Here is a 23,762-nt window from a genome sequence, read left to right as displayed (position 1 = left end):
TCATACTTAAAAGAAAACCTCCCATAGATTGATTTATCTTTTCAACAGGGAAAGAGGCACAGATTTATAGCAGGTGCTCTGTCAATTGTAAAAATAAAGGAGGAAATAAGGTTCGCTGTTTGAAAAAGAAGGAAATCTGTACAATAATATAATTACTTGAAATGATTTTGACCTGAGGGAGAGTTATAGTGAAAAAAGAAAAAAAATCAAGATATTTAGCTGGTATTTCACTTGCAGTGATGGCGGCCGGCTTTTTGCTGACCATTCCTTTTCAGGAGCATCTATGGGGAAGGCTTTTACAGGGAGGATTTGAAGCGGGGCTTGTCGGCGGACTGGCTGACTGGTTTGCTGTCACCGCCCTTTTTCGCCACCCGCTGGGATTGCCTATTCCGCACACTGCCTTGCTTCCGAGAAATCGGGAAAAGCTGACAAAATCTCTGATCCGGATGCTTGAAGAGGAGTGGCTGACCATGGCCAGCATCCTGGACAAAATTAAGCAGATTCGCATTACGGACAAATTGTTTGGAATCATCCGGCGCGAACTTCAGACAGAGCAAGTCAAAAAAGCGATCCACCGGCTGCTGCTTGAGACAGTTGAGAGAATCGACCTGCAGAAATTAGCACCTTTTATAGAAAAGGAGCTGAAAGGCTACCTCTCTTCCGTAAGGGCGGACCGGATCCTGAAGGCAGCAGCAGCGGCAATCCTGTCCCGCCGGTACGAAGAAGCTGCTTTCGACTATGTTCTGCAAGAGACAGGGAAGTGGGCTGCAACAAGGGAAGCAAAGCAGACCATGGGCCGGCTCGGAAAACAGCTGATTGAAACCACTGAAGCGGACGGACTCCTGAAGTTCGCCATCCAATCCTTCAGTTCCTTGGTGAATGAGGATAAAATGGGCCAAATCATGCAAGCGTTCATTTTGAACAGGATCCGGAATGTCAGCCAGCCTGACAATCGCTATCGGGCATTAATCCTGGACTGGATCAGAAAAGAACTCTCCGGCCTTGAAAACAGGGAGCAGCTTATGGAAGAAATCAATGGGTGGAAGAATAAGCTGGTAGAAGAAATGGAATTGAATGAACAAATCAGCGGCCTGCTGGAACAAGCGCAAGAACGCATTTTGCAGATGTTCCGGGAAGAAGGATTTGTGGAATCCCAAATTGTACCGGTTATAATCCGTTTATTGGATGAGATTGAATCAGATGCTGAAAAGACAGCGAAGATCGAGGCCTGGATCCATAAACAGACAGCGGGAGCGATTGAAAAGAACCACTCCAAAATCGGCATGCTGGTTAAGGAAAACCTTGATAAGCTGGATACAAAAACCTTGATAGCGATGCTGGAAAACAATGTTGGCAAAGATTTGCAGTGGATTCGGGTAAACGGAGCATTATGCGGTTTTATAATCGGCGTGTTCCTGACTGTATTCAAGCTGGCTGTTTACTGATTTCGTTTCAGGGAAAGCCATAACTTAAGAGAGAAGGTTTATGATGGGTGAACAGTTGGTGAAACAGAAAAAGCAAGTGGGGCAAAAGGAAAGAATTTGGAGCAAGGACTTCATCCTGATATGCCTGGCCAATTTTTTCATTTTCCTTGGCTTTCAAATGACTTTGCCGACCATTCCACTTTTTGTCGAACATCTTGGCGGAAATGACCAGCTGATCGGACTTGTTGTCGGGATATTCACCTTTTCCGCCCTGTTAATCCGTCCATATGCCGGGCATGCGCTTGAATCAAGAGGCAGGGGAAGTGTCTATTTGGCGGGGCTCGCCATTTTCGTGCTGTCTGTCGGATCATTCGGATTTGCAGCAGGCATGTTCCTCCTGTTTGCATTAAGGATTGTGCAGGGGATTGGCTGGGGGTTCTCCACGACCGCCTCGGGTACCATTGCGACCGATCTGATTCCCGCAAAACGGCGCGGAGAAGGGATGGGCTATTATGGGCTCTCGGGAAATATTGCCCTGGCCATCGGTCCTTCGCTAGGACTTGGGCTTGTGGGCGTTCTCACATTTCGGGAGCTGTTTTTCATTTGTTCCGGGCTTGGACTTGCCGCTCTGCTTATGGCTTCGAAAATCACTTACAAGAAAGTGGAAGGGAAGGCGGAGAAGGCTGCAAACGTTAAATGGGATTTTTACGAAAAAACCGCACTGAAGCCTTCCATGCTCCTGTTTTTTATCACGGTTACATTTGGCGGGATTGCCGCCTTTCTTCCCCTGTATGCGGAACAGAAAGAGGTGGCCGGAATTCAATGGTATTTCCTGATGTTTGCTATTTTCCTGATGCTTTCCCGGACTTTTGCCGGCCAACTGTATGACCGCAAAGGGCATCAGGCGGTGTTCATCCCCGGAGCAGGATTGATTTTGGCCGCGATGCTCCTCCTTGCATGGCTGCCAAACAGCGGAGTTCTTTATCTTGCCGCTGCCCTGTATGGACTTGGTTTTGGTTCGCTCCAGCCCGCCCTGCAGGCTTGGGCTGTGGAGGAGGCGCCGCGCAACCGAAAGGGGATGGCAAATGCGACGTTCTTTTCCTCCTTTGACCTTGGTGTGGGGATCGGTGCCATTACATTTGGCCAGATAGGCCACATTTGGGGCTATCCAAGCATCTATATCACTTCGGCTGTCTCGGTGTTGGTTTCCATTCTTCTGTATGTGTATCTAATTGTGAAAAGCAGGCAAGCAGCCTGATGCCGGCAGCCCCCGGCTATTATTAAAAACCAAGTAAGTCTGATTGGGTGGGAAGATACCATGAAAATTCTTGTGATCGAAGATAATGAAAGTGTATGTGAAATGATTGAAATGTTCTTTTTAAAGGAAGGAATAACGGGGAAATTTGTGCATGACGGGCTTTCCGGCTATACAGAGTTCAGGAATGGCGGATGGGACCTGCTCATTGTGGACTGGATGCTGCCGGGTATGGACGGGGTTTCCCTTTGCCGGAAAATCAGGAAGGAAAACAGTGAAGTACCGATCATCATGCTGACGGCTAAAGACAGCGAGTCCGACCAGGTCCTTGGACTTGAAATGGGTGCAGATGACTATGTAACCAAGCCGTTCAGCCCGCTGGCGCTGATGGCACGAATAAAAGCGGTGGCCAGAAGGTACCAGAAGGCCGGCAGTGACGGCGGGAACAAAAATACGCTGCAGACCCGGCATTTCCGGATAGAGAAGGATACGAGGGAAGTGATGTTCGATGGCGCCCCGGTGCCTAATCTGACACCAAAAGAATTTGACCTGCTCGCTTTTTTTGCTCAGCATCCGCGCCAGGTATTTACAAGGGAGCAGTTGCTTGAGCGGGTGTGGGGCTACCAGTTTTACGGTGATGAACGAACGGTGGATGTCCATGTCAAGCGGTTAAGAAATAAAATTGGCACGCCCGAGAATCCCTATCTCCATACGGTATGGGGAGTAGGCTATAAGTTTGATGAGTCGGTGGCCATCGATGAAGGTTAAATATCTCTACCAGCTGCTTTTCAGCCATATCAGTGTCCTGCTGGTGGCTTTTGTTGTTTTAAGCCTGCTGTTTGTGCAGTATGTGGAAACATTGGTCTATAAGAATAAAACAGACGAGTTGATCAGCTATGGCGAAAATATTCTTAAGGACCTGGAGCGGGGGAGTGAGAGGCCGGAGCAGGTAATCAACCAATATGCGAGAGTATTATTCGGCAGGGATATCCAGTTCAGCGTATTTGATGAGCATATGAATCTCCTGAATCCCATCCGCTGGAGAGGACCTGCCATTGAACTGACCCAAAAGGAGCTTCAATCCCTTCAGGAGGGGCGGCCCATTGTCATCAAATATGACCTGAAACGTTACGACCAGGACGTTTCACTCGTCGCGCTGCCCTATATTGTGGGGGGAAGGTTTGTCGGGGGAATCCTGCTTACTTCGCCAATTCAGGGAAACCAGGAGATGATCAGCGACATTAATGACTATTTGCTGTATGCAGCCCTGATTGCCCTCGGTGTGGCGCTGTTGTTAAGCTGGGTGCTGTCAAGGGTCCATGTAAACCGGATCAAGAAATTGCAGGATGCGACCTCCCTGGTTTCGGCAGGCGATTACACAGTGCGGACACCTGCTTCTGAATTTGACGAGATTGGCGAACTGGCCAACGATTTCAATCAAATGGTCGAAAAGCTTAATCTATCAATGGAAGAGATTGAAAGTCTTGAAAACCGGAGAAGGCAGTTCATGGCCGATGTTTCCCATGAAATGCGCACCCCGCTTACGACAATCAATGGGATGATTGAAGGATTAAGAAATGATTTGATTCCCGAAGCGGAAAAAGAAAAGGGCCTGGAACTTGTCGGCAAAGAGACAAAGCGATTGATCAGGCTGGTAAACGAAAACCTGGATTATGAAAAAATCAGGTCCAATCAGGTTACCCTCTTTATAGAAAAAATCGAACTGGACGAATTATTTGAAATATTGAAAGATCAGTTGGATTTACAGGCGGAAAAGCGGGGCAATGAAATTATGCTTGAAACAGAAGCGGGGGCAGCCGTCTACGCCGATTATGACCGCATCCTGCAAATTCTGATCAATATTGCCAAGAATTCAATCCAGTTTACCGAGAATGGCAGGATAGCGATTAGAGGCAGGATGGAAGCCGGCGAAACAGTCATTGAGATCGAAGACAACGGAATTGGCATGGACCCTTTGGAAATTGAAAAGATTTGGCGCCGTTTTTATAAAGCCGATCTTTCAAGGACGGGAAATCCATACGGTGCTTTTGGTCTCGGGCTGTCGATAGTCAAACAGCTGGTCCAGCTGCATCATGGGGCAGTTAAGGTGGAAAGCGAAAAAGGCAAAGGCACCAAATTCACCATCAAAATCCCCATTCCACAAAAATAAGACAAAAGCTGCAGGAATTGTCCCCTGCAGCTTTTCTCCTTTAAAGCAACAAACGGTGCCTGACCCCCGGCGGAGCACAGCGGTGATGCGTTGTCGCGCCGGGGGTCAGGCACCGTTCATTGGGCTTTTCTTTTTAATAGCTTGGTTGCATTTTGGTAATAATTTGTTCATATTTCCGGTCTACTATAAGGCTATGGTGATAGCCGAAGGAGGAAATGTGATGAACGATATTGAAAACCAATCCAACAGTTACAATGAAGAACCATTGAGGAAGCCCAGGAAGGCTGGGGGATGGAAAAACTTTCTTTCCATGGTCACAGCCGGTGTGGTTGGTTCAGTTCTTACCCTCGGAGCTGTAACAGTGTCTGAAACCCAAGGGTTAGGAGTGAAGGCTGATGAAACAGCTGGGGGTACAAGCCAAGTGGAAAATGCTGCATCCCTTGAAACAGTACCTGTTTCAGCCAATGGCACACCAGCTTTAGCAGATATTGTCGAAAATGCTTCCAAAGCGATCGTAGGGATTGTCAATATCCAAAACCAAAGCCAGAACCTTCCATTCCCAGGAACTCAGGGAAATGTGGAAAGCGGGTCAGGCTCAGGAGTCATTTTTAAAAAGCAGGACGGAGATGCTTTTATTGTGACAAATAACCATGTAATTGAAGGAGCATCCAAGCTTGAAGTATCACTATATAATGGAAAGAAAGCGGATGCAGAGGTGGTTGGGGCGGACGCCTTGACCGATCTGGCTGTCATTAAAATAGATGGGAAGTATGTCGAAGATACCATTGAATTTGGCGATTCATCGCAGCTAAGGCCTGGCGACCAGGTATTGGCCATTGGAAATCCGCTTGGCCTCGATCTGTCAAGGACCGTTACACAAGGAATAGTCAGTGCCATCGACCGTGGAATAGAAGTATCCACGTCCGCAGGAGTATGGGAGCTGAATGTCATTCAGACGGACGCGGCGATTAACCCAGGCAATAGCGGCGGTGCTTTAATCAACACTGCTGGACAGGTTATCGGGATTAACTCCCTGAAAATTTCCGAGAGCGGAGTGGAGGGATTGGGTTTTGCGATTCCGAGCAATGATGTTTTGCCCATTATCAATGAACTGATTGAAACCGGACAGGTAGCGCGCCCATATTTAGGAGTCAGCCTTGCAGATTTAGCCCAAATCCCGGAAATGTATAGGCAAAACCTGCCTGAAGATGTCGAAGCAGGAACGATGATCACTTATGTTGACCCGCAATCTCCTGCAGCAGAGGCAGGATTGAGGAAGCAGGATGTCATTGTGTCGATTAATGGAGAAGAGGTCAACAGTTCGGCAGACTTAAGAAAGCATATGTATTCCAAGGGGAAAATTGGAAACGAAGTAAAGCTAAAAATATACCGCGGTGGAAAAGCAGCCGACATAAACGTTAGTTTGTCCTCGAAAAACGCTGAAGCGTAGTACTTTCTATAAAGGAGGGGTGTCGAAGTTCGATCGCAAACTACGACACCCTTTTCTTTTTTTCGTCTATATTTCTACTGCTTTAATAATGGAGGAACTTCACGCAAACCGGATCATGAACGGAAATATCACTCTGCAGCAAGGTGAGTTTTCCGGTTTCCTTATCCCTCGAGTAAACAACAAGGTTGCTTGAGTTCTGGTTGGAAGCAACCAGGAATTTTTCTGAAGGATCAAGCACGAAATCACGCGGCCAATTTCCTTCAGTTGAGACACGCTCGACCAGGCGGAGCTTGCATGTATCAGGATCAACCCGGAAAATGGCAAGGCTGTCATGGCCGCGATTCCCGGCATAGATGAACTTTCCGTCTGATGAGATATGGATGGCGCTTCCCTGGTTATTTTTCGTGAACGTATCAGGCAAGGTGGAAATATTCTGGATTTGTTCAAAGCTGCCGTCTTCAGAGCTGTATTCCAGGACAAGCACTTCCGAACTGAATTCTGTCATCACATAAGCGAAAGGCTGAGAAGGATGAAATACCAGATGTCTCGGGCCACTGCCAGGCTTAGTGTTTAGCACGGCAGCCTTGCTTAATTGGCCATTGTCCAGTTTGTAGGTAATTACCTGGTCAATGCCCAGTTCAACGGCAATAACATATTTACCATCAGGAGTATTCCCGGCAAAATGGGAATGGGCCTTTTCCTGCCTTGGGTCCGGACCCGAGCCTTCATGTTTGGCGATGGAAGAAGGAGGCTGGATGCTGCCATCTTCATTCAATGGATAATGCTCAATGGTTCCCTTATGATAATTTGCGGCCAAGACCCCAGTTCCACTGCCAACACTCACATGGCAGGGAGGCGCACCCTCGGAAACAGCCGAATTGATCGGCTCAAGACTGCCATCCTCCAGGATTCGGTAAGCTGCGACACCGCCTGACTCGCCTTCCTTGGCAACTGCATACAGGAATTGATTATCCTGGGAGACAGTCAGGTAGGTTGGGTTATCCAATTTGGCGGCAAGCTTCAGGCCGGAAACTGTGCCTGTCCCGCTGTCCAGGGCAAAGGAATAAATCCCTTCGCTGCCGCCCTTTGTGTATGTACCAATAAAGCCTTGGAATTGTTTGCTGGATGTCATTGTAGTCCTCCTTAAATTATTTTATGTAATATTATTACACCAAAACAAAGGCCTGTACAGCAATTGCACAGACCTAAGCTCTCTTGCATCTATTGGCGGTTTGTCCACTCTGTGAATGTACCGGTGCCATTGCACCCTTGGCAATCCATAGGGGTTACATTATAGACAAATTCGTTGACAGGAAAAACGAAGTAGCCTTTGCCAAAACAGTCTGGGCAATTGTTCCGGTCTTCCATGAGGAAAATATGACGCTGGTACCTGGAGTTTTTCCATTCGTTATACGCGTCTAGAAGCCCCACCCTTCATCACCTCAACTTTCTTCCATACTATATTTTTATGTAAAATTATTCAGGGGGGTTCGGGTACAGCTGGTTATTTTTTTAAAAAATAAGACATAGTTATAGGAATCCCTACGAATCAGTACAAGCCGGGATCGGCTCAATGATTTCACATCATGCTAAGTCCAATGCCTCTTTACAATTTAACAAAACAGGAGTATATTGTATCTTTGTAGCAAGATATCTTCTGAGGCTTACTAACAAAGATTCCTTCATCAGCAAGGAATTTCTGATAAAACTAATAAAAAAAGCAGGTGAAAAAATGAAAAGCATCATAGCTAAGCTGAACATGAAAAACTTTATGAGCTTTTTCTTTTTAGCCGTTCTCGTTCTCTGGTTAAAAACGTATGCCGTCCAGCTCACACAATTCAAGCTGGGTGTTGAAAGTTCATTCCAAGCGTTCTTGCTGTTCCTTAACCCGCTGGCTTCGGCCGTTCTTTTCCTCGGACTGGCCATGTTCAGAAAAGGGAAAAAACAGTATACAGGACTTTTATTCATCTATCTTGTCCTGAGCTTCCTTTTATATGCAAATGTGCTATATTACCGATTCTTCAATGACTTCATTACGCTTCCGACTCTTTTCCAGACACAGAACTTTGGAGATGTCAGCAGCAGCATTCCGTCATTGTTCAAAGCGTATGATTTTCTTTTCTTCATCGACTGGATCATCCTGGCCGTCTTGACGAAGAAAAGCTGGCCTAAGATTAGCCCGGTTTCATACAGCCGCAGAAAAGCCTTTGCAGTCATGCTCTTGGGCCTTGGCATTTTCAGCGCCAATCTTGGCATGGCGGAAGCAGACCGTCCTCAGCTTTTGACAAGGACTTTTGACCGAAACTATATTGTCAAGTATCTCGGAATGTACAATTATACGATTTATGATGCGGTTCAGAGCACAAAGGCCTCCGCCCAGCGTGTTATGGCCGACAGCAATGATATCACGGAAGTCATCAACTACACGCAATCGCAATTCGCCGAGCCCAACCCAAAATACTTCGGGATTGCCGAGGGCCGGAATGTCATATACATCCATCTTGAGTCCATCCAGAATTTCCTGATTGATTATGAATTGCATGGCGAAGAAGTGACTCCATTCCTGAATTCATTGACTCGAGACAAGAACACCCTGTATTTCGATAACTTCTATCACCAGACAGCACAGGGAAAAACGGCTGATGCCGAGTTCATGCTTGAAAACTCGCTGTTCGGCCTGCCGCAAGGTTCGGCCTTTTCGATGAAGGGCCTGAATACCTATCAGGCAGCACCGGCGATCCTTGCCCAGGAAAAAGGATATACTTCCGCTGTATTCCATGGGAATACCAGGTCTTTCTGGAACCGTGATGAAATCTATAAGTCTTTTGGCTATGACAGGTTTTTTGATTCCAGCTACTACCAAATGAAGCCGGAAGATGTAACAAACTATGGTTTAATGGATAAACCATTCTTCAAGGAATCAATCCCGTTGCTGCTGTCACTGCCGCAGCCGTTTTATTCAAAATTCATTATGCTGACCCACCATTATCCATTCACCATGCCTCAGGAACATGCAACACTGGCTCCACATGTGACAGGTGACAGGTCGGTCGATAACTTCTTCCAGACTGCCCGTTATTCCGACGAGGCACTGGCCCAGCTTTTTGCTGACCTGAAGGAATCTGGATTATACGATAACTCGATTATTGTCATGTATGGCGACCATTATGGAATATCCAAGAATCATAATAAAGCGATGGAGACCGTCCTTGGTGAGGAAGTGACTCCTGCCAAGTCGGCAGAATTGCAGGAAGTACCTCTCTTGATTCACACTCCAGGGCTTGAAGGCGGAGTGAACCATACGTTTGGCGGGCAGATTGATCTGCTGCCAACTCTGCTTCACCTTCTGGGCATCGACTCCGGGGATTATGTGCACCTTGGAACCGACCTGCTTTCAAAAGGGCACCGGGAGCTTGTTGCTTTCCGCAATGGAGATTTTGTGAGTCCGTCTGTAACCTATGTGGAAGAAAAGTACTATGACCCTAAAACAGGTGAATTGCTTGAAGAAACGGAAGAATTTGCCCAATTGAAGCAAATTGTCCGGCAGCAGCTGGAGCTCTCCGACCGGGTTGTCAACGGAGACTTGCTGCGTTTCTATACACCCGAGAACTTCACTCCTGTCGATAGGTCCGACTATAAGTATACCAATGGTGAGCCTTTGCCTGTGGATGAAGAAGAAGCCGAACCGACAGAACCAGCTGAAGATGAAGCTGAAGCGGGAGCGCCATCTGAATCAGCAGGAGATAAAAAGGTTCAATAAATCAAAAAGGAGCTGCAATTTTGCAGCTCCTTTTTGGTTATTTCTTTAAGTTATTTTAAAAAGATTTCCACTGTCACAAAATTGACATTGACATATGACACTGAAAATCATTATCATTTAATAGAAGGCAATTTCGTATGCCTAAATGTTTATAATGGATTAAAGTGAAAGAGTAAGGGAATTGCTATGAAACTCATTTATTTGATTATTGGCTTCATTATCTTGGCGGTTACCTCCCTGTTCCTGGGTGTACAGGATATATCGCCGCTGGACCTATTCAGCTTAACGGAAGCCCAGGCACATGTCCTGTTGGTAAGCCGAATTCCGCGACTGGTTTCCATCATCCTGGCGGGGGTGGGAATGAGCATATGCGGCTTGATCATGCAGCAGCTGACAAGAAATAAGTTTGTATCGCCTACAACGGCTGGTACAGAAGATTCCGCAAGATTCGGGATTCTGGTATCGCTGATGCTGTTCTCGACTGCAAGTCCGCTTGTAAAAGTGCTTGTTGCTTTCTTCTTTGCTTTGTTAGGCACATTCATTTTTATGAAGCTGCTGGAGAAGGTGAAGTATAAGGATGCCATCTTCATCCCGCTTGTCGGTATGATGTTTGGAAGCATTGTTGGTTCGATTACGACCTTCTTTGCCTATAAAAATGATTTGATCCAAAATATGTCTTCCTGGCTTCAGGGCAATTTTTCAACCATGATACAGGGACGCTACGAGCTTTTATACATAAGCATCCCGCTCGTGGCAGTAGCCTACCTCTATGCCAACAAATTTACAATCGCCGGCATGGGGGAAGAATTTTCCGTCAACCTTGGGCTGAATCACAAGCAGGTTGTGAACATTGGCTTGGTCATTGTTGCGCTGATCACAGCCACCGTTGTTCTGACCGTCGGCATGATACCGTTCCTTGGCTTGATTATCCCGAATATTGTTACGATGTACCGCGGAGACAATCTGCAGAACAGCCTTTCTCATACCGCCTTGCTTGGAGCCGTATTTGTACTGGCCTGTGATATTTTTGGCCGGGTTGTCATTCATCCATATGAAATACCGATCGGCCTTACTGTCGGGGTAATCGGAAGCGGTATTTTTCTTTATATGATCATGAGGAGAAAGGCGTATGAGTAATAAAAGTAAACTGGCAATATTGGCTGTCATCTCCATTGCGCTGGCAGCGGCATTCATTTTTATCGATTTGGGCAGCAATTGGGATTATGCATTGCCAAGGCGGATCAAAAAGGTATATGCCATAGTTTTGACAGGCGCCGTCATTGCTTTTGCCACGCTGGTGTTCCAGACCATTACAAATAACCGGATATTGACTCCGAGCATCATCGGGCTTGATTCCTTATACTTGCTTATTCAGACCTTTCTGATTTTCGCTTTCGGGTCGATGAATTTTTTTGTCACGAACGAAAATATTAATTTTGTCATCTCGGTTGGCTTCATGGTTCTGTTTGCGGGTTTCTTATACAAACTCCTGTTCCATGGCGGCGGCCAGAATATTTATTTCCTTTTGCTGGTGGGGATCATCTTCGGCACCTTTTTCCGGAGCATCACCGAGTTTATGCAGGTGCTGATCGACCCAAATGAATTCCTGGTCGTCCAGGACAGGATGTTTGCCAGCTTCAACAATGTAAAAACAGATTTGCTGCTGATAGCCACAGTGGCGGTCATTTTAATCACCCTGTACTCAATCAGGTATCTCAAATACCTGGATGTCCTCTCCTTAGGGAAGGACCAGGCAGTCAATCTCGGAATCGATTATGACCATGTTGTTAAAAGGCTGTTAATCATTATCGCCGTGCTGGTGTCCATCTCGACGGCACTTGTTGGACCGATTACCTTCCTTGGGCTGCTGGTGGCCAATGTCGCGCACCAGTTCCTGAATACGTATAGGCACACTCAATTGATTATCGGGGCCGTTTTCATTTCAATTATTGCGCTGGTTGGCGGACAACTGATTGTTGAGCGGGTGTTTACTTTCACTACTACATTAAGTGTCATCGTCAATTTCATTGGCGGAGTGTATTTTATCTATCTGCTGTTAAAGGAGAGTAAATCATGGTAGACGTTAAACATGTTTCTAAAGTGTATGGCAATAAGAATGTGATTAATGACGTATCCGTAAAGATTGCAAAAGGAAAGATTACCTCTTTTATCGGGCCGAACGGGGCAGGTAAAAGTACGCTGCTTTCCATGATCAGCCGCTTGATTGCCAAGGATGAAGGGGAGATTTACATCGATGGGATGGATGTCACCCGCTGTAAGAGCAATGAGTTGGCGAAAAAGATTTCGATTCTGAAACAATCCAATAATATTAACATCAGGCTTACAGTGAAGGAGCTCGTTTCTTTTGGAAGGTTCCCGTATTCGCAGGGAAGGCTTACGAAGGAAGACCGCAAGTTTGTTGCAGAAGCCATCCGTTATATGGAGCTTGAAGATATTCAGCATAAATATCTTGATCAATTGAGCGGCGGGCAGAGGCAGAGGGCCTATATCGCGATGGTCATTGCCCAGGATACGGAATATGTGCTGCTCGATGAGCCATTGAACAACCTTGATATGAAGCATTCTGTCCAAATCATGAAGGTGTTGCGCAAGCTGGCTGATGAGCTGGGCAAGACGGTTGTGATTGTCATCCATGATATCAACTTCGCTTCATGCTACTCCGACTATATTGTGGCCATGAAGGATGGCAGAGTCATAAAAGAGGGAACAACAGACGAGATTATCACACCATCAGTATTAAACGAAGTATACGACATGGATTTTAAGATTGAAGAAATCGATGCCGAGAGGATTTGCGTCTTTTATTCATAATAAAATCGGGCTGTCTGGGAGAGGAACTTCCAGACAGCTTTTTTAATGTTTTATTAAAATCAAAAGGCTAACCAATGGTTAGCCTTTTGGCAGTTATGATTGACTTCGAAATCCTACGCCTGCGTTACGGGGACGGAAAGGCCCAGGCCTTCTGCCACACGAGTGCCGTACTCTGGGTCTGCCTTATAGAAGTGGGCGATTTGCCGCAGCTTGATGTCATCCCGCTCTACAGGCTTCATGGCAGCTACAATATTGGCGACTAGGCGGGTACGCTCGTCTTCCGTCATCAGGCGGTAAAGGTCACCGGCCTGGGTGTAGTGGTCATCATGGTCATAGCCAGTGCTGCCTGCCGCACCGCTGACAGGAAATGCCGTTGTATTGTCCTGAGGGGATTCCTGTGGCCCGCTGAAGCTGTTTGGCTCATAGTAAACGCTGCCTCCGCCGTTATTGTCAGGGCGCATGAACCCATCGCGCTGATAATTGTTCACTTCGGCAACTGGCCGGTTGATAGGAAGGGCATTATGGTTGGCGCCAACACGGTAGCGATGGGCGTCAGAATAAGCAAACAGGCGTCCCTGAAGCATCTTGTCCGGCGATGCTTCGATTCCAGGCACAAAATTTCCTGGTGAAAGTGTCACTTGCTCCACTTCGGCAAAATAATTCTCCGGATTTCTGTTCAGAACCATCTGGCCCACTTCAATCAGCGGATAATCCTTTTGCGACCACACCTTTGTCACATCGAACGGATCCCAGCGGTATGTATCCGCATCTTCAATCGGCATGATCTGCACATACAATGTCCAGGAAGGGAACTCTCCCTTGTCGATGGCATTGAACAGGTCTTCCGTATGGTAATCAGGATTCTCACCGGCAATCTTCGCTGCTACATCCGGAGCAAGGTTCTTCACACCCTGGTTTGTTTTGAAATGGTATTTCACCCAAACACCTTCGCCTTCTTTGTTGACCCATTTGAAAGTATGGCTGCCGAAGCCATGCATATGGCGCAAGGTTGCCGGAATGCCGCGGTCGGACATCAGAATGGTCACCTGGTGCAGGGATTCCGGAGACAGGGACCAGAAATCCCAAACCGCATTCGGATTTTTAAGATGGGTTTGCGGATGTCTCTTTTGTGTATGAATGAAATCAGGGAACTTGATGGCATCGCGAATAAAAAATACAGGTGTATTGTTTCCGACGAGGTCATAGTTGCCTTCCTCCGTATAAAATTTAACGGCAAAGCCCCTTGGGTCCCTTACAGTATCAGCAGAACCAAGTTCGCCGGCGACCGTGGAAAAGCGGATGAACATAGGTGTGCGCTTGCCTACTTCAGAAAGGAAGGCCGCTTTGGTGTATTTGCTAACATCATTCGTCACCTCGAAATAGCCATGTGCACCTGCACCTTTAGCGTGGACAACACGCTCAGGAACACGCTCGCGGTTAAAATGGGCCAATTTCTCCAGTAAATGGACATCCTGGATCAATGTTGGTCCTCTAGAACCCGCCGTCATGGAATTTTGGTTGTCGCCTACAGGCGCCCCCCAGCTGGTAGTAAGTTTTTTGCTCATTTTATATCCTCCTTTAATACATTTGCACTGTAAAAATATTAATTACTTTATTTAAGATTTAAAGTGAAAATGAATCTTAATTTATAATTAATATAATATGGACAACTAGCATTCGTCAACACATTATATCTATCAATCCACATTTTTATGACAAGCCAATGATCTATCAAGGATTAATGGTTGATGTATAAGGGGTTCTCAGCACTGAGGGAGGGAAATTACTGAAGGTATTTTAATAAAACAAAAGTTATTATGGAGATAAAACATTGAAAGCAAGAAATATGTCGCAAGTTGACGAACCATTATAAATCTCAATTTGTTACTTTAATTGAGAATAGTAAAGTATTGCTCATTGATTACTTATCTGAATTCTGGAATTAAGTATGCAAATATGACATTCCTGTGAATACTGTGTCGATTTTGCTGTTTGCCCAGTTAAATAGACTATAATAATTACAAAGATATAGGTAATGGAGGAAAAATGATGAAAAGCGAATTGACACAGTGTGTTAACCAGCAGATTGCAAATTGGAGCGTCCTTTATATCAAACTGCATAATTATCATTGGTATGTAACAGGTCCTGAGTTTTTTACCCTGCACGCAAAATTTGAGGAACTTTATAATGAAGCTGCCCTGCATATTGATGAACTGGCAGAGCGTCTGCTGGCATTGGGGGACAAACCGGTTGCGACCATGACCGGCTGCATGGAAATCGCCTCGGTGAAAGAAGCAGAAGGAGGCGAAACGGCTTCTGAAATGGTTGCCAGCATTGCCAGTGATTTCTCGGGATTGATCTCGGAATTGAAAAAAGCTATGGAAATCGCAGATGAAGCCAGAGACGAAACAACAGGAGATTTGCTGCTTTCCATCCATTCAAGCCTGGAAAAGCATGTCTGGATGCTGAATTCGTTTCTTGGGAAGTAGATAATTTTCCAAGCAAAAAAGACAGCCGTTAGGCTGTCCTTTTTTAAGTATAGACTTCTAAAGTTAGATAACTGTCCAGCTCCAGCGCCTAGCCCCTCGAGTCATAAGCCACTTCAGAATTGAAGGCAAAGAACGCCTTCTATTCTGAAGCGTCTTATGCTGGGCGGGGCTGACCAAGGCGCTTCCGCTCTTCTAAAAAGGAGATGATGAGATTCGAACTCACGCAACGGTTGCCCGTCCTAGCGCATTTCGAGTGCGCCCCCTTGAACCACTTGGGTACATCTCCGCGATCAGGCAGGAGTCTTCCTGCAGTGAGAAAATTATAGCATATTATCCGCCAAACTGTAAGAGGAAAAAATTGTCCTTTCTTAACAGGGAATAAAAAAGCGCAAGGGCTCCTGCGCTTTTTTGCAGCTTATTTTAAGACGTCGTGGTCGACGTATCGTTCTCCATTTATCTCGCTTATGAGGTTGATGGCTGTTTTTGCTCCGTCGCCAGCAGTGATGATGGTGTGGACGCTTACTCCTGCGCAAGTTCCTGCAGCCCAGACTCCATCGACATTCGTCTTGCCTGAAGCATCAACATCGAGAACGGTTTTGATTCTCGGTTCCGTCCCTTCTTTTGTTTTAACTCCAATTTTTTCGGCCAGTCCCAATGCAACCCCAGTTGCGAGAATGACGTGTTTCGCTTCATAAGAACCGCCTTCTGTCTCAAGCAGGAAGCCATCTTCTTTTTTGACAAGATTGGTTACTTCACCTTGAACAAGCTCTGCACCTTGCTTAACTGCCTGACCCTTGCCTCTTTCCACTAGATCCGGACCAGTAATGTCGCCGGCACCATAATGGTTTTCAATCCAGGCTCTTTTTGTCATGCTTTTATCATTGTCGATCAGCAATGTTTTTTTGCCTGCCTTGGCGGTGAATATGGCAGCGCTTGCTCCGGCCGCACCAGCACCTATAATAGCGATATCAAACATTTCTATTCCTCCCATTCTTTTAATGACACCATTATTCTATCAAAGTACCTTTTCTTTTACCTTTTTTATGCTCGAATAGTTTTATTTTTCAATCAAATATTCCATCAGTTTTTAGACTTTTTGATAAATTCAAATAAATGGTTGAATTTCTCCTATATCGGTGGTTTAATGAAGTTAGTATAACACTTATCAGATATGTGATATCTGAAAAGGTAGGTGAATATCATTTGGATGTGGAGAGAATCTCCAATAAAAAGGTCTCCGATTCGGTTGTCGAACAGATAGAGAAAATGATTGAATCTGGAACATTCGCCATTGGCGATAAGCTTCCTTCCGTAAGGGAATTATGTGACTTATTTGGAGTTGGCAGGTCCGCTGTCCGGGATGCCCTAACCACCCTCAAAGGCAAGGGAACGGTGGATGTCAGGCGGGGGGAGGGAACATTCATCTGCGGATTCGATTCTGCGAGCCTATTCAAAAGCCAGGTCATGCTGCCAAGTTTAAAGGATATCAATGAGCTGTTCCAGGTGAGGAAAATGCTCGAAACAGGCATTGCCGAGGTGGCTGCATTGAACCGCAGTGATGAAGTGGTTTCGGAACTGGAAGAAATTTTATCGCTTCAAACTGAAGCGGGCTGGGGATCGGATTACAATTTTCATATGGCCATTGCCAAGGCTGCCGGAAATGATATTCTGATCCAGTTAATAGAGTTTATCTCTGCTGCCATGAAAAAGGTCATGAGCGAGTTTTATAAAAAGATAGAAGAGGATCCTGAAACTGTTGCAGAAATCGAACACCAGCACCAGCGGATCCTGCAGGCTATAAAAGCCCGAGAGCCGCAAACAGCCAGGAGGGAAATGATGGACCACTTGTCATTTGTTGAAGAACTGCTGCGCGGCAGCATTTTGGAAAGCGCTTAAATCTATAGGGGGTGTCGATTTGGTAACAGCAGAGCTGCTGGCAGATTTGAAGGCCATTTTTCCTGAGCTGAAGATGGCAGGAGAGGAAAGTGTCACCATTTTCCCGAAGAAAGAGGAAGAAATAGCAAAAGTCATGGCCTATTGCAACGATTCGAAAACAACCGTCTCGGTAGTGGGAGGAGGAACAAAACAGGGATGGGGAACCCCGGCGAAAACCCAAATACAGCTGTCCCTGGAAGATTATACAGGAATTGTCGAACATACACCCGGAGATATGACAGTGACGGTAAAGGCTGGGACTACTTTTAAGGAACTGCAGGGCTTTTTGGCGCAGCACAGCCAGAAACTCGCCCTTGATCCGTCATGGCCGGCGTATGCGACGGTCGGAGGAGTCATTGCTTCAAATGACAGCGGTCCCAAACGGCTTGGATATGGCATAGCCCGGGACTCGGTAATCGGACTTCGGACCGTTTATCCTGATGGCCGGATTATCAGGTCGGGGGGACGGGTGGTGAAAAATGTCGCCGGCTATGATATGAATAAACTTTTTATTGGCTCAATGGGAACCTTGGGGATTATTTCCGAAGTGACATTTAAGCTTCGGCCGCTTCCAAAATGCGAGAGCCTGGCGCTTCTTTCTTTTCCGGAAGGGAACCTGGAAGAGGTACGGCGTTTTGCCATCAAGCTTCTTGATTCCATGATGGAGCCTGTCGCACTGGAACTGCTGAATCCGTTCATGGCAGGCAATATGGCGGACAGAAACTGCTATACACTGGCCATCAGCTTTGAGGATGTTGAAACTTCGGTACGCTATCAGGAACAATACATCAAGGCGAACCAGCCTGCCCGGACCAGCCTGGACATCCTGACGGATGAAGAGGCCAAGGCTTTCTGGAATAAGCTTTATACAGCAGCTCCATGTGGCCTTGACTCATTGGAGGAAGGAACAGGAAGCAATAAGGAAACAGCCGCTGCAATGAAAATTGGCATCGTGAACCTGAAGGTGCTTGATGTGATAAGGGAATGCCAGCTTCTTTCTGATGGAGGCCAGGTTGCGGCCGAGGCCCATGGCGGTCTTGGGACGGGAATTTGCCAGGTTGTTCTGAGAGGTTCTGACGACCAGGTTGCCGCAGGCATCATGCATCTCCGCAAGTTTGCCGTCCAGGAGGGCGGGTATGCAGTTGTCAAACATTTGCCGGAAGTCCTTGGCGGCAAAGTGGATGCCTGGGGTGACAAGCCGTCTTATTTCCCCCTGATGGAAGGAATAAAGGCAAAGATGGACCCGAACAGAATCTTGAATCCTAATGCATTTATTGGGGGGATATAAATTGAGTTTAAGAGAGTTGGACTTAAAGCAGGAACCATCTTGTTCATCGGGTAGCCTAAGCAATTACCTGGCAAAAGACCATCCGGACGAAACCAAATGGGCCGACTGCGTCCATTGCGGCATGTGTCTTGAATCGTGCCCGACCTATGAGATTACCGGCCAGGAACAGCATTCCCCGCGAGGCCGTGTCCATCTGATCAAATCAGTGGCGGAAGGAAGGCTTAATGTAAACGAATTTTTTGCCGACCCGGTCTTTGCCTGCCTTGATTGCCGTGCATGCACCACGGCCTGTCCGGCAGATGTGGATGTGGGCGGTCTGATTGAGGAAGCACGCGGACAGGTGCGTCAAGCGATGCCATTGACCGGCTGGCAGGGAGCCGTCAGCAACATGTTCCTGAAGGGGATTTTCCCGAAACAAAATCGCCTCAATACCTTGGGAAGCATGCTGAAGTTCTACCAGAAGAGCGGAGTTCAGAGTGTGGTCCGGAAAACAAAGCTAATCAACATCATGCCCAAACATCTCGTTGAAATGGAAGCCATCATGCCGGAAATTAAAGAACCGGTCAGGAAAAGATACAAAAATGAAAAGGTTATCAAGGCAAAAGGGGAGAGCAAGCGCGAGGTGGCATTGCTGACAGGGTGCATCATGGATGTCATGTTCAGTGATATAAACGAGGCAACGATCAATGTATTGACCCGAAATGGAAATGATGTTGTCATCCCCCAAAACCAGACTTGCTGCGGCGCCCTCCATGTCCATGCAGGGGACCGGGATACAGGCAGGATGCTCGCAAAGCAGAATATGGACGCATTCAGGGATGCGGAGAAAGTAGTTGTCAATGCAGCAGGCTGCGGCTGCATGATGAAGGAATATGCCGAGCTGTTCCATGACGATCCGGAAATGAGGGAAGAGGCGGAAAAGTTTGCGGAAAAAGTGGAGGATATATCGAAGCACCTTCACGATACAGGATACGAAAAACCAAAGGCAGAGCTGAAAACAAGAATTACGTATCACGATGCCTGCCACTTGGCCCATGGGCAGAATATCCGCCAGGAGCCGCGCAATATCCTGCTTGATATACCAGGGGTCGAGATGGTCCATATGCCGAATTCCGACCGCTGCTGCGGAAGTGCGGGCATTTATAACATTACCAACCCCGAGATGGCCGGTGCCGTATTGGAGAGCAAAATGGAAAACGTTCCTGATGATGTGGAAATGATTTCAATGGGAAATCCGGGCTGCATGCTGCAAATGGCAATGGGCGTTGAAAAATATGGACGGAGCCAAAAAATTGTCCATACCGTACAGCTGCTTGACTGGGCTTATCAGAAAGAGGACGGGAAGGGGGAAAACTAGATGGCATTTTTAAAGGAAATCAAGACCAATGACCAGCATATTCACAAACTTGCCGGCATCGTCGGGAGCGCCCGTTCCATCCTCTATAAAAAAGAAGATTTGCTGGCCTATGACTGCGATGGGTTCACCATCCACAAACATTTGCCGAGAGCTGTCGTCTTTCCGAAAAACACGGAAGAAGTGGCGGCGGTAGTGAAGTACTGCCATGAAAATGATCTGCCTTTCCTAGCGCGCGGAGCAGGAACAGGGTTGAGCGGCGGAGCGATTCCTCTAAATAATGAGATCATTATTTCCATGGTGAAAATGAAAAGACTCCTCAGGGTCGACCTTGAAAACAGAAGGGCGGTCGTGGAACCGGGGTTTGTCAATCTCAAGCTGACAAACTCGATTTCAGAACGGGGCTATTACTATGCACCAGACCCTTCAAGCCAATATTGCTGCACCATCGGCGGGAATGTGGCCGAGAATGCGGGAGGCGCGCACTGTTTGAAATATGGAGTCACAACCAACCATATCCTCGGGCTTGAGGTGGTTTTGCCAAATGGAGAAATCATCGAGATAGGCAAGGACGGAGTCGCCGATGAACCAGGCTACGACCTGCTCGGCCTTTTGACCGGGTCCGAGGGGACACTTGGAATCGTGACCAAGATAACGGTCCGCATCCTGAAAAACCCTGAAGGCAAACAGACGGTTCTGGCCTATTTTGACAATGTTGCCGATGGAAGCCAGGCTGTTTCCGATATTATTTCTTCAGGCATCGTCCCGGCCGCTCTGGAGATGATGGATAAAACGGCTATTGAGGGCGTAGAAGCGGCTGCTTTTCCTGTTGGGCACCCGAAGGATATTGAAGCGGTTCTGCTGATTGAGGTAGATGGGATTACGGCGGGAATCGACGAGCAGATTGAACAGATTTTAACAGTTTGCAGGAGCAGAAACGTCCGTGAGGTAAAGGTAGCCAGGGATGAAGCTGAGCGAGGCCGCTGGTGGGCCAACCGGAAAACTGGTTTTGGAGCGATGGGAGCGATTTCCCCCGACTATCTTGTGCAGGATGGCGTCATCCCGAGGAGCAAACTTCCCGAGGTATTGGCACGTATTAATCAAATCAGTGAGGAATCCGGCCTGAGGATTGCGAACATCTTCCATGCAGGTGATGGGAACCTTCATCCGCTGGTGTTGTTCGATGCCCGAGTGCCTGGTGAAACTGAAAAAGCTCTTGAAGCAGGAAGCCTCTGCCTTAAGGTATGTGCCGACGTAGGAGGAACCATTACTGGAGAACATGGTGTCGGCATTGAAAAGCGTGAGGAAATGCGGTTCGTATTTACCGAAGAGGAAATCGCCGCCCAGACGGATGTCAGGGAAGTTTTTAATCCCAAGAATCTCTTGAATGCAGGGAAGCTTTTCCCTTCTCCTGGACGCTGTGTCGAAATAAAAAAGGAAATGAAGGCCAGCGCAGCCCTGTAGACTATTTTAAATATTATGAAATCACCTCGAAAATAATTTGAAAGCGCATTAATGTTAGTGATATTATGACCCTATGATGGATTAGGAATGGAGGAAACTAGCAAATGGCAGAGTATGTGAAATCAGGCAGTCTTCAAGTGGCAAAGGAACTTTATGAATTTATCAATTCGGAAGTCCTCCCTGGATCCAATGTGGATCAGCAAGATTTCTGGACCGGCTTTGGTCAGCTTGTCCATAACCTTGCTCCCAAAAATAAAGAGCTTTTGGCGGTACGGGATGAGATTCAGGAAAAGATCGACAGCTGGTACCGTGAAAATGGAAAAGATTTTGATTTTGAAAGCTATAAAGCTTTCTTGTCCGAAATCGGCTATTTGGAGCCGGAAGTGGAAGATTACGAGATTCAGACAGAAAACGTGGATGATGAGATTGCTTTCCAGGCTGGACCGCAGCTTGTAGTGCCAGTAGACAATGCACGCTACGCCATCAATGCCGCCAATGCGCGCTGGGGCAGCCTGTATGATGCACTGTATGGAACAGATGCGATCCCGGAGGAAAATGGCGCAGACCGCGGCCTTGGCTATAATCCTGTCCGGGGCGGAAAGGTCATCGAGTTTGGGCGGAATTTCCTTGACCAGGCAGCACCTTTGAAAGGAGCTTCCCACAAGGATGCTGTACAGTATGCCATCGAAAACGGAACTTTGGCTGTCACTCTGAAAAGCGGGGAAAAGACTGGCCTCAAAGACGGTGAAAAGATAATAGGATACCAGGGAAGTCCTGAGCAGCCATCGGCAGTCCTGCTGAAAAACAATGGGCTTCATTTTGAAATTCAAATCGATGATGAACACCCAATCGGCAAAACAGACAAGGCGAGGGTAAAGGATATCCTCATCGAATCTGCTGTTACGACCATCATCGACTGCGAGGATTCTGTCGCTGCTGTCGATGCGGAAGACAAGACACTGGTTTACCGCAACTGGCTGGGATTGATGAAGGGAGATATCGAAGCTTCATTCCGCAAAGGCGGCAAGGAAATGACGCGCCGCTTAAACCCAGATCGAAAGTATACATCCGTTTCCGGTGATGAAGTTTCCTTAAGAGGACGTTCCATGCTTTTCATCAGAAATGTGGGCCACTTGATGACAAGCAATATCGTTCTGGACGAACAAGGTCAGGAAGTACCAGAGGGCATTCTTGACGGCGTATTTACGGGATTGATTGCAAAGCATACGATTCTTGGGAATGGGACATACCAAAACTCTCTAAAGAATTCGATTTACATTGTAAAGCCAAAAATGCATGGTTCAGCGGAGGTAGCGTTTGCCAATGAACTGTTCAATCGCATTGAAGACTTGATTGGCGTCGAACGCCACACGCTCAAAATTGGCGTCATGGATGAAGAACGTCGCACATCCCTTAACCTGAAGGCTTGCATCAAGCAAGTAAAAGACCGGGTAGTCTTTATCAACACTGGATTCCTGGACCGTACCGGAGATGAAATCCATACATCCATGGAAGCTGGTCCGATGATCCGCAAAAGTGATATGAAGGCCACTAATTGGCTTCAAGGATATGAGAAATCAAATGTATTCGTGGGGCTGAATGCCGGATTCCAGGGGCGCGCCCAAATTGGCAAAGGAATGTGGGCGATGCCTGACCTTATGGCGGACATGATCCAGCAAAAAATCGGCCATCTTCATGCCGGTGCAAACACTGCCTGGGTTCCATCTCCTACAGCTGCGACCCTGCATGCCCTGCATTATCACCAGGTAGATGTAAGCCAGGTGCAGAATCAGCTGAAGAGCGAAGCAAAAGATCTTCGCGACGATATCCTACAAATCCCGGTAGCTGCAAATGCCGACTGGAGCGCGGAGGAAATCCAGGCCGAGCTTGACAACAATGCACAGGGAATCCTTGGCTATGTGGTCCGCTGGGTTGAGCAGGGCGTGGGCTGTTCAAAGGTTCCTGATATCAATAACGTTGGGCTGATGGAAGACCGTGCAACTCTCAGAATCTCAAGCCAGCATATGGCAAACTGGCTGCGCCATGGAATCTGCACGGAAGAACAGGTACTCGAAACAATGAAAAGAATGGCAAAGGTCGTTGATGAACAGAACGCAGGTGATCCCGCGTACCGTCCAATGGCAGCCAACTTTGAAGGTTCTGTTGCCTTCCATGCCGCCTGTGACCTGGTCTTTAAAGGAGCAGAACAGCCAAATGGCTACACAGAACCTATTTTGCACCGCCGCCGCCAGGAAGCCAAAGCAAAATACGCTGTGAAGCAGTAAAGTGAAACTTCATGCAATGGGGGCCTTACTGCCAGTTGATGCGGGATAAAAGGCA

The 23,762-nt window shown here is 47.1% G+C and carries 18 protein-coding genes and 1 tRNA gene; 15 read left to right on the top strand and 4 right to left on the bottom strand.

Features of this window, described 5'->3' with window-relative positions; all coding sequences use genetic code 11:
• Positions 1–188: 188 nt before the first annotated feature.
• The 5 genes from WQ57_RS03380 (at position 189) to WQ57_RS03360 (ending at position 6,299) form a co-directional block, all read left to right on the top strand.
• Positions 189–1,445: a DUF445 domain-containing protein gene (locus WQ57_RS03380; protein ID WP_241481472.1), complete on the top strand. Its 1,257-nt coding sequence runs from the start codon at positions 189–191 to the stop codon at positions 1,443–1,445.
• A gap of 43 nt (positions 1,446–1,488) precedes the next feature.
• Entirely contained in the window at positions 1,489–2,682 is a 1,194-nt protein-coding gene (locus WQ57_RS03375) for an MFS transporter (protein WP_046522323.1), read from the top strand.
• Positions 2,683–2,742: 60 nt separating this feature from the next.
• Positions 2,743–3,447: a response regulator transcription factor gene (locus tag WQ57_RS03370; RefSeq protein ID WP_046522322.1), complete on the top strand. Its 705-nt coding sequence runs from the start codon at positions 2,743–2,745 to the stop codon at positions 3,445–3,447.
• Complete coding sequence (locus tag WQ57_RS03365; protein WP_046522321.1) at positions 3,437–4,849, top strand: sensor histidine kinase; 1,413 nt, start codon at positions 3,437–3,439, stop codon at positions 4,847–4,849. The genes WQ57_RS03370 and WQ57_RS03365 overlap by 11 nt, the downstream gene beginning before the upstream one ends.
• Before the next feature lie 220 nt (positions 4,850–5,069).
• A complete protein-coding gene (locus WQ57_RS03360; RefSeq protein WP_046522320.1) occupies positions 5,070–6,299 on the top strand; it encodes a S1C family serine protease in 1,230 nt (409 codons plus the stop codon).
• A gap of 82 nt (positions 6,300–6,381) precedes the next feature.
• On the opposite strand, the gene WQ57_RS03355 is transcribed toward WQ57_RS03360, so the two are convergent.
• The gene (locus tag WQ57_RS03355) at positions 6,382–7,431 is read right to left on the bottom strand and encodes a lactonase family protein (protein ID WP_046522319.1); all 1,050 of its coding nucleotides are present in this window, start codon (positions 7,429–7,431) and stop codon (positions 6,382–6,384) included.
• A 600-nt stretch (positions 7,432–8,031) separates the two neighbouring features.
• Here WQ57_RS03355 and ltaS point away from each other — a divergent pair.
• From ltaS to WQ57_RS03335, 4 genes are all read left to right on the top strand, one after another.
• The gene (gene ltaS, locus WQ57_RS03350; RefSeq protein WP_046522501.1) at positions 8,032–10,059 is read left to right on the top strand and encodes a lipoteichoic acid synthase; all 2,028 of its coding nucleotides are present in this window, start codon (positions 8,032–8,034) and stop codon (positions 10,057–10,059) included.
• Between the two features lie 186 nt (positions 10,060–10,245).
• Entirely contained in the window at positions 10,246–11,196 is a 951-nt protein-coding gene (locus WQ57_RS03345; RefSeq protein ID WP_046522318.1) for an ABC transporter permease, read from the top strand.
• Positions 11,189–12,139 carry an iron chelate uptake ABC transporter family permease subunit gene (locus WQ57_RS03340; RefSeq protein ID WP_046522317.1) on the top strand — a complete coding sequence of 317 codons (951 nt, stop codon included), beginning with the start codon at positions 11,189–11,191 and terminating at the stop codon, positions 12,137–12,139. Before WQ57_RS03345 ends, WQ57_RS03340 begins: the two co-directional genes overlap by 8 nt.
• Positions 12,133–12,891 carry an iron ABC transporter ATP-binding protein gene (locus WQ57_RS03335; RefSeq protein ID WP_046522316.1) on the top strand — a complete coding sequence of 253 codons (759 nt, stop codon included), beginning with the start codon at positions 12,133–12,135 and terminating at the stop codon, positions 12,889–12,891. The genes WQ57_RS03340 and WQ57_RS03335 overlap by 7 nt, the downstream gene beginning before the upstream one ends.
• Positions 12,892–13,004: 113 nt before the next feature.
• Here the strand turns inward: WQ57_RS03335 and katA are convergent, their stop codons facing one another.
• The gene (gene katA, locus WQ57_RS03330) at positions 13,005–14,456 is read right to left on the bottom strand and encodes a catalase KatA (RefSeq protein ID WP_046522315.1); all 1,452 of its coding nucleotides are present in this window, start codon (positions 14,454–14,456) and stop codon (positions 13,005–13,007) included.
• A gap of 484 nt (positions 14,457–14,940) precedes the next feature.
• Here katA and WQ57_RS03325 point away from each other — a divergent pair, with 484 nt between their 5' ends.
• Positions 14,941–15,381 carry a Dps family protein gene (locus WQ57_RS03325; protein ID WP_046522314.1) on the top strand — a complete coding sequence of 147 codons (441 nt, stop codon included), beginning with the start codon at positions 14,941–14,943 and terminating at the stop codon, positions 15,379–15,381.
• Between the two features lie 198 nt (positions 15,382–15,579).
• Here WQ57_RS03325 and WQ57_RS03320 read toward each other — a convergent pair.
• Positions 15,580–15,667 (bottom strand) — tRNA-Ser (locus tag WQ57_RS03320).
• Between the two features lie 129 nt (positions 15,668–15,796).
• Positions 15,797–16,357 carry an FAD-dependent oxidoreductase gene (locus WQ57_RS03315; protein WP_046522313.1) on the bottom strand — a complete coding sequence of 187 codons (561 nt, stop codon included), beginning with the start codon at positions 16,355–16,357 and terminating at the stop codon, positions 15,797–15,799.
• Positions 16,358–16,590: 233 nt separating this feature from the next.
• On the opposite strand from WQ57_RS03315, the gene WQ57_RS03310 reads away from it, so the two are divergent.
• The 5 genes from WQ57_RS03310 (at position 16,591) to WQ57_RS03290 (ending at position 23,707) form a co-directional block, all read left to right on the top strand.
• Positions 16,591–17,277: a FadR/GntR family transcriptional regulator gene (locus WQ57_RS03310; protein ID WP_241481473.1), complete on the top strand. Its 687-nt coding sequence runs from the start codon at positions 16,591–16,593 to the stop codon at positions 17,275–17,277.
• 19 nt (positions 17,278–17,296) lie between these two features.
• Positions 17,297–18,604, top strand: a complete 1,308-nt coding sequence (locus tag WQ57_RS03305; protein WP_052948629.1) for an FAD-binding oxidoreductase — start codon at positions 17,297–17,299, stop codon at positions 18,602–18,604.
• 1 nt (position 18,605) lies between these two features.
• Positions 18,606–19,961: a (Fe-S)-binding protein gene (locus WQ57_RS03300; RefSeq protein ID WP_046522311.1), complete on the top strand. Its 1,356-nt coding sequence runs from the start codon at positions 18,606–18,608 to the stop codon at positions 19,959–19,961.
• Entirely contained in the window at positions 19,962–21,422 is a 1,461-nt protein-coding gene (locus WQ57_RS03295) for an FAD-linked oxidase C-terminal domain-containing protein (protein WP_046522310.1), read from the top strand.
• Positions 21,423–21,526: 104 nt separating this feature from the next.
• The gene (locus tag WQ57_RS03290; protein WP_046522309.1) at positions 21,527–23,707 is read left to right on the top strand and encodes a malate synthase G; all 2,181 of its coding nucleotides are present in this window, start codon (positions 21,527–21,529) and stop codon (positions 23,705–23,707) included.
• Positions 23,708–23,762 lie beyond the last annotated feature (55 nt).

Origin of the sequence: Mesobacillus campisalis, assembly GCF_000986785.1 — a bacterium.
GTDB lineage: Bacteria > Bacillota > Bacilli > Bacillales > Cytobacillaceae > Mesobacillus_B > Mesobacillus_B campisalis.
Note: the sequence above shows the minus strand (reverse complement) of the source record. Positions and strands in the feature narration are given on the sequence as shown.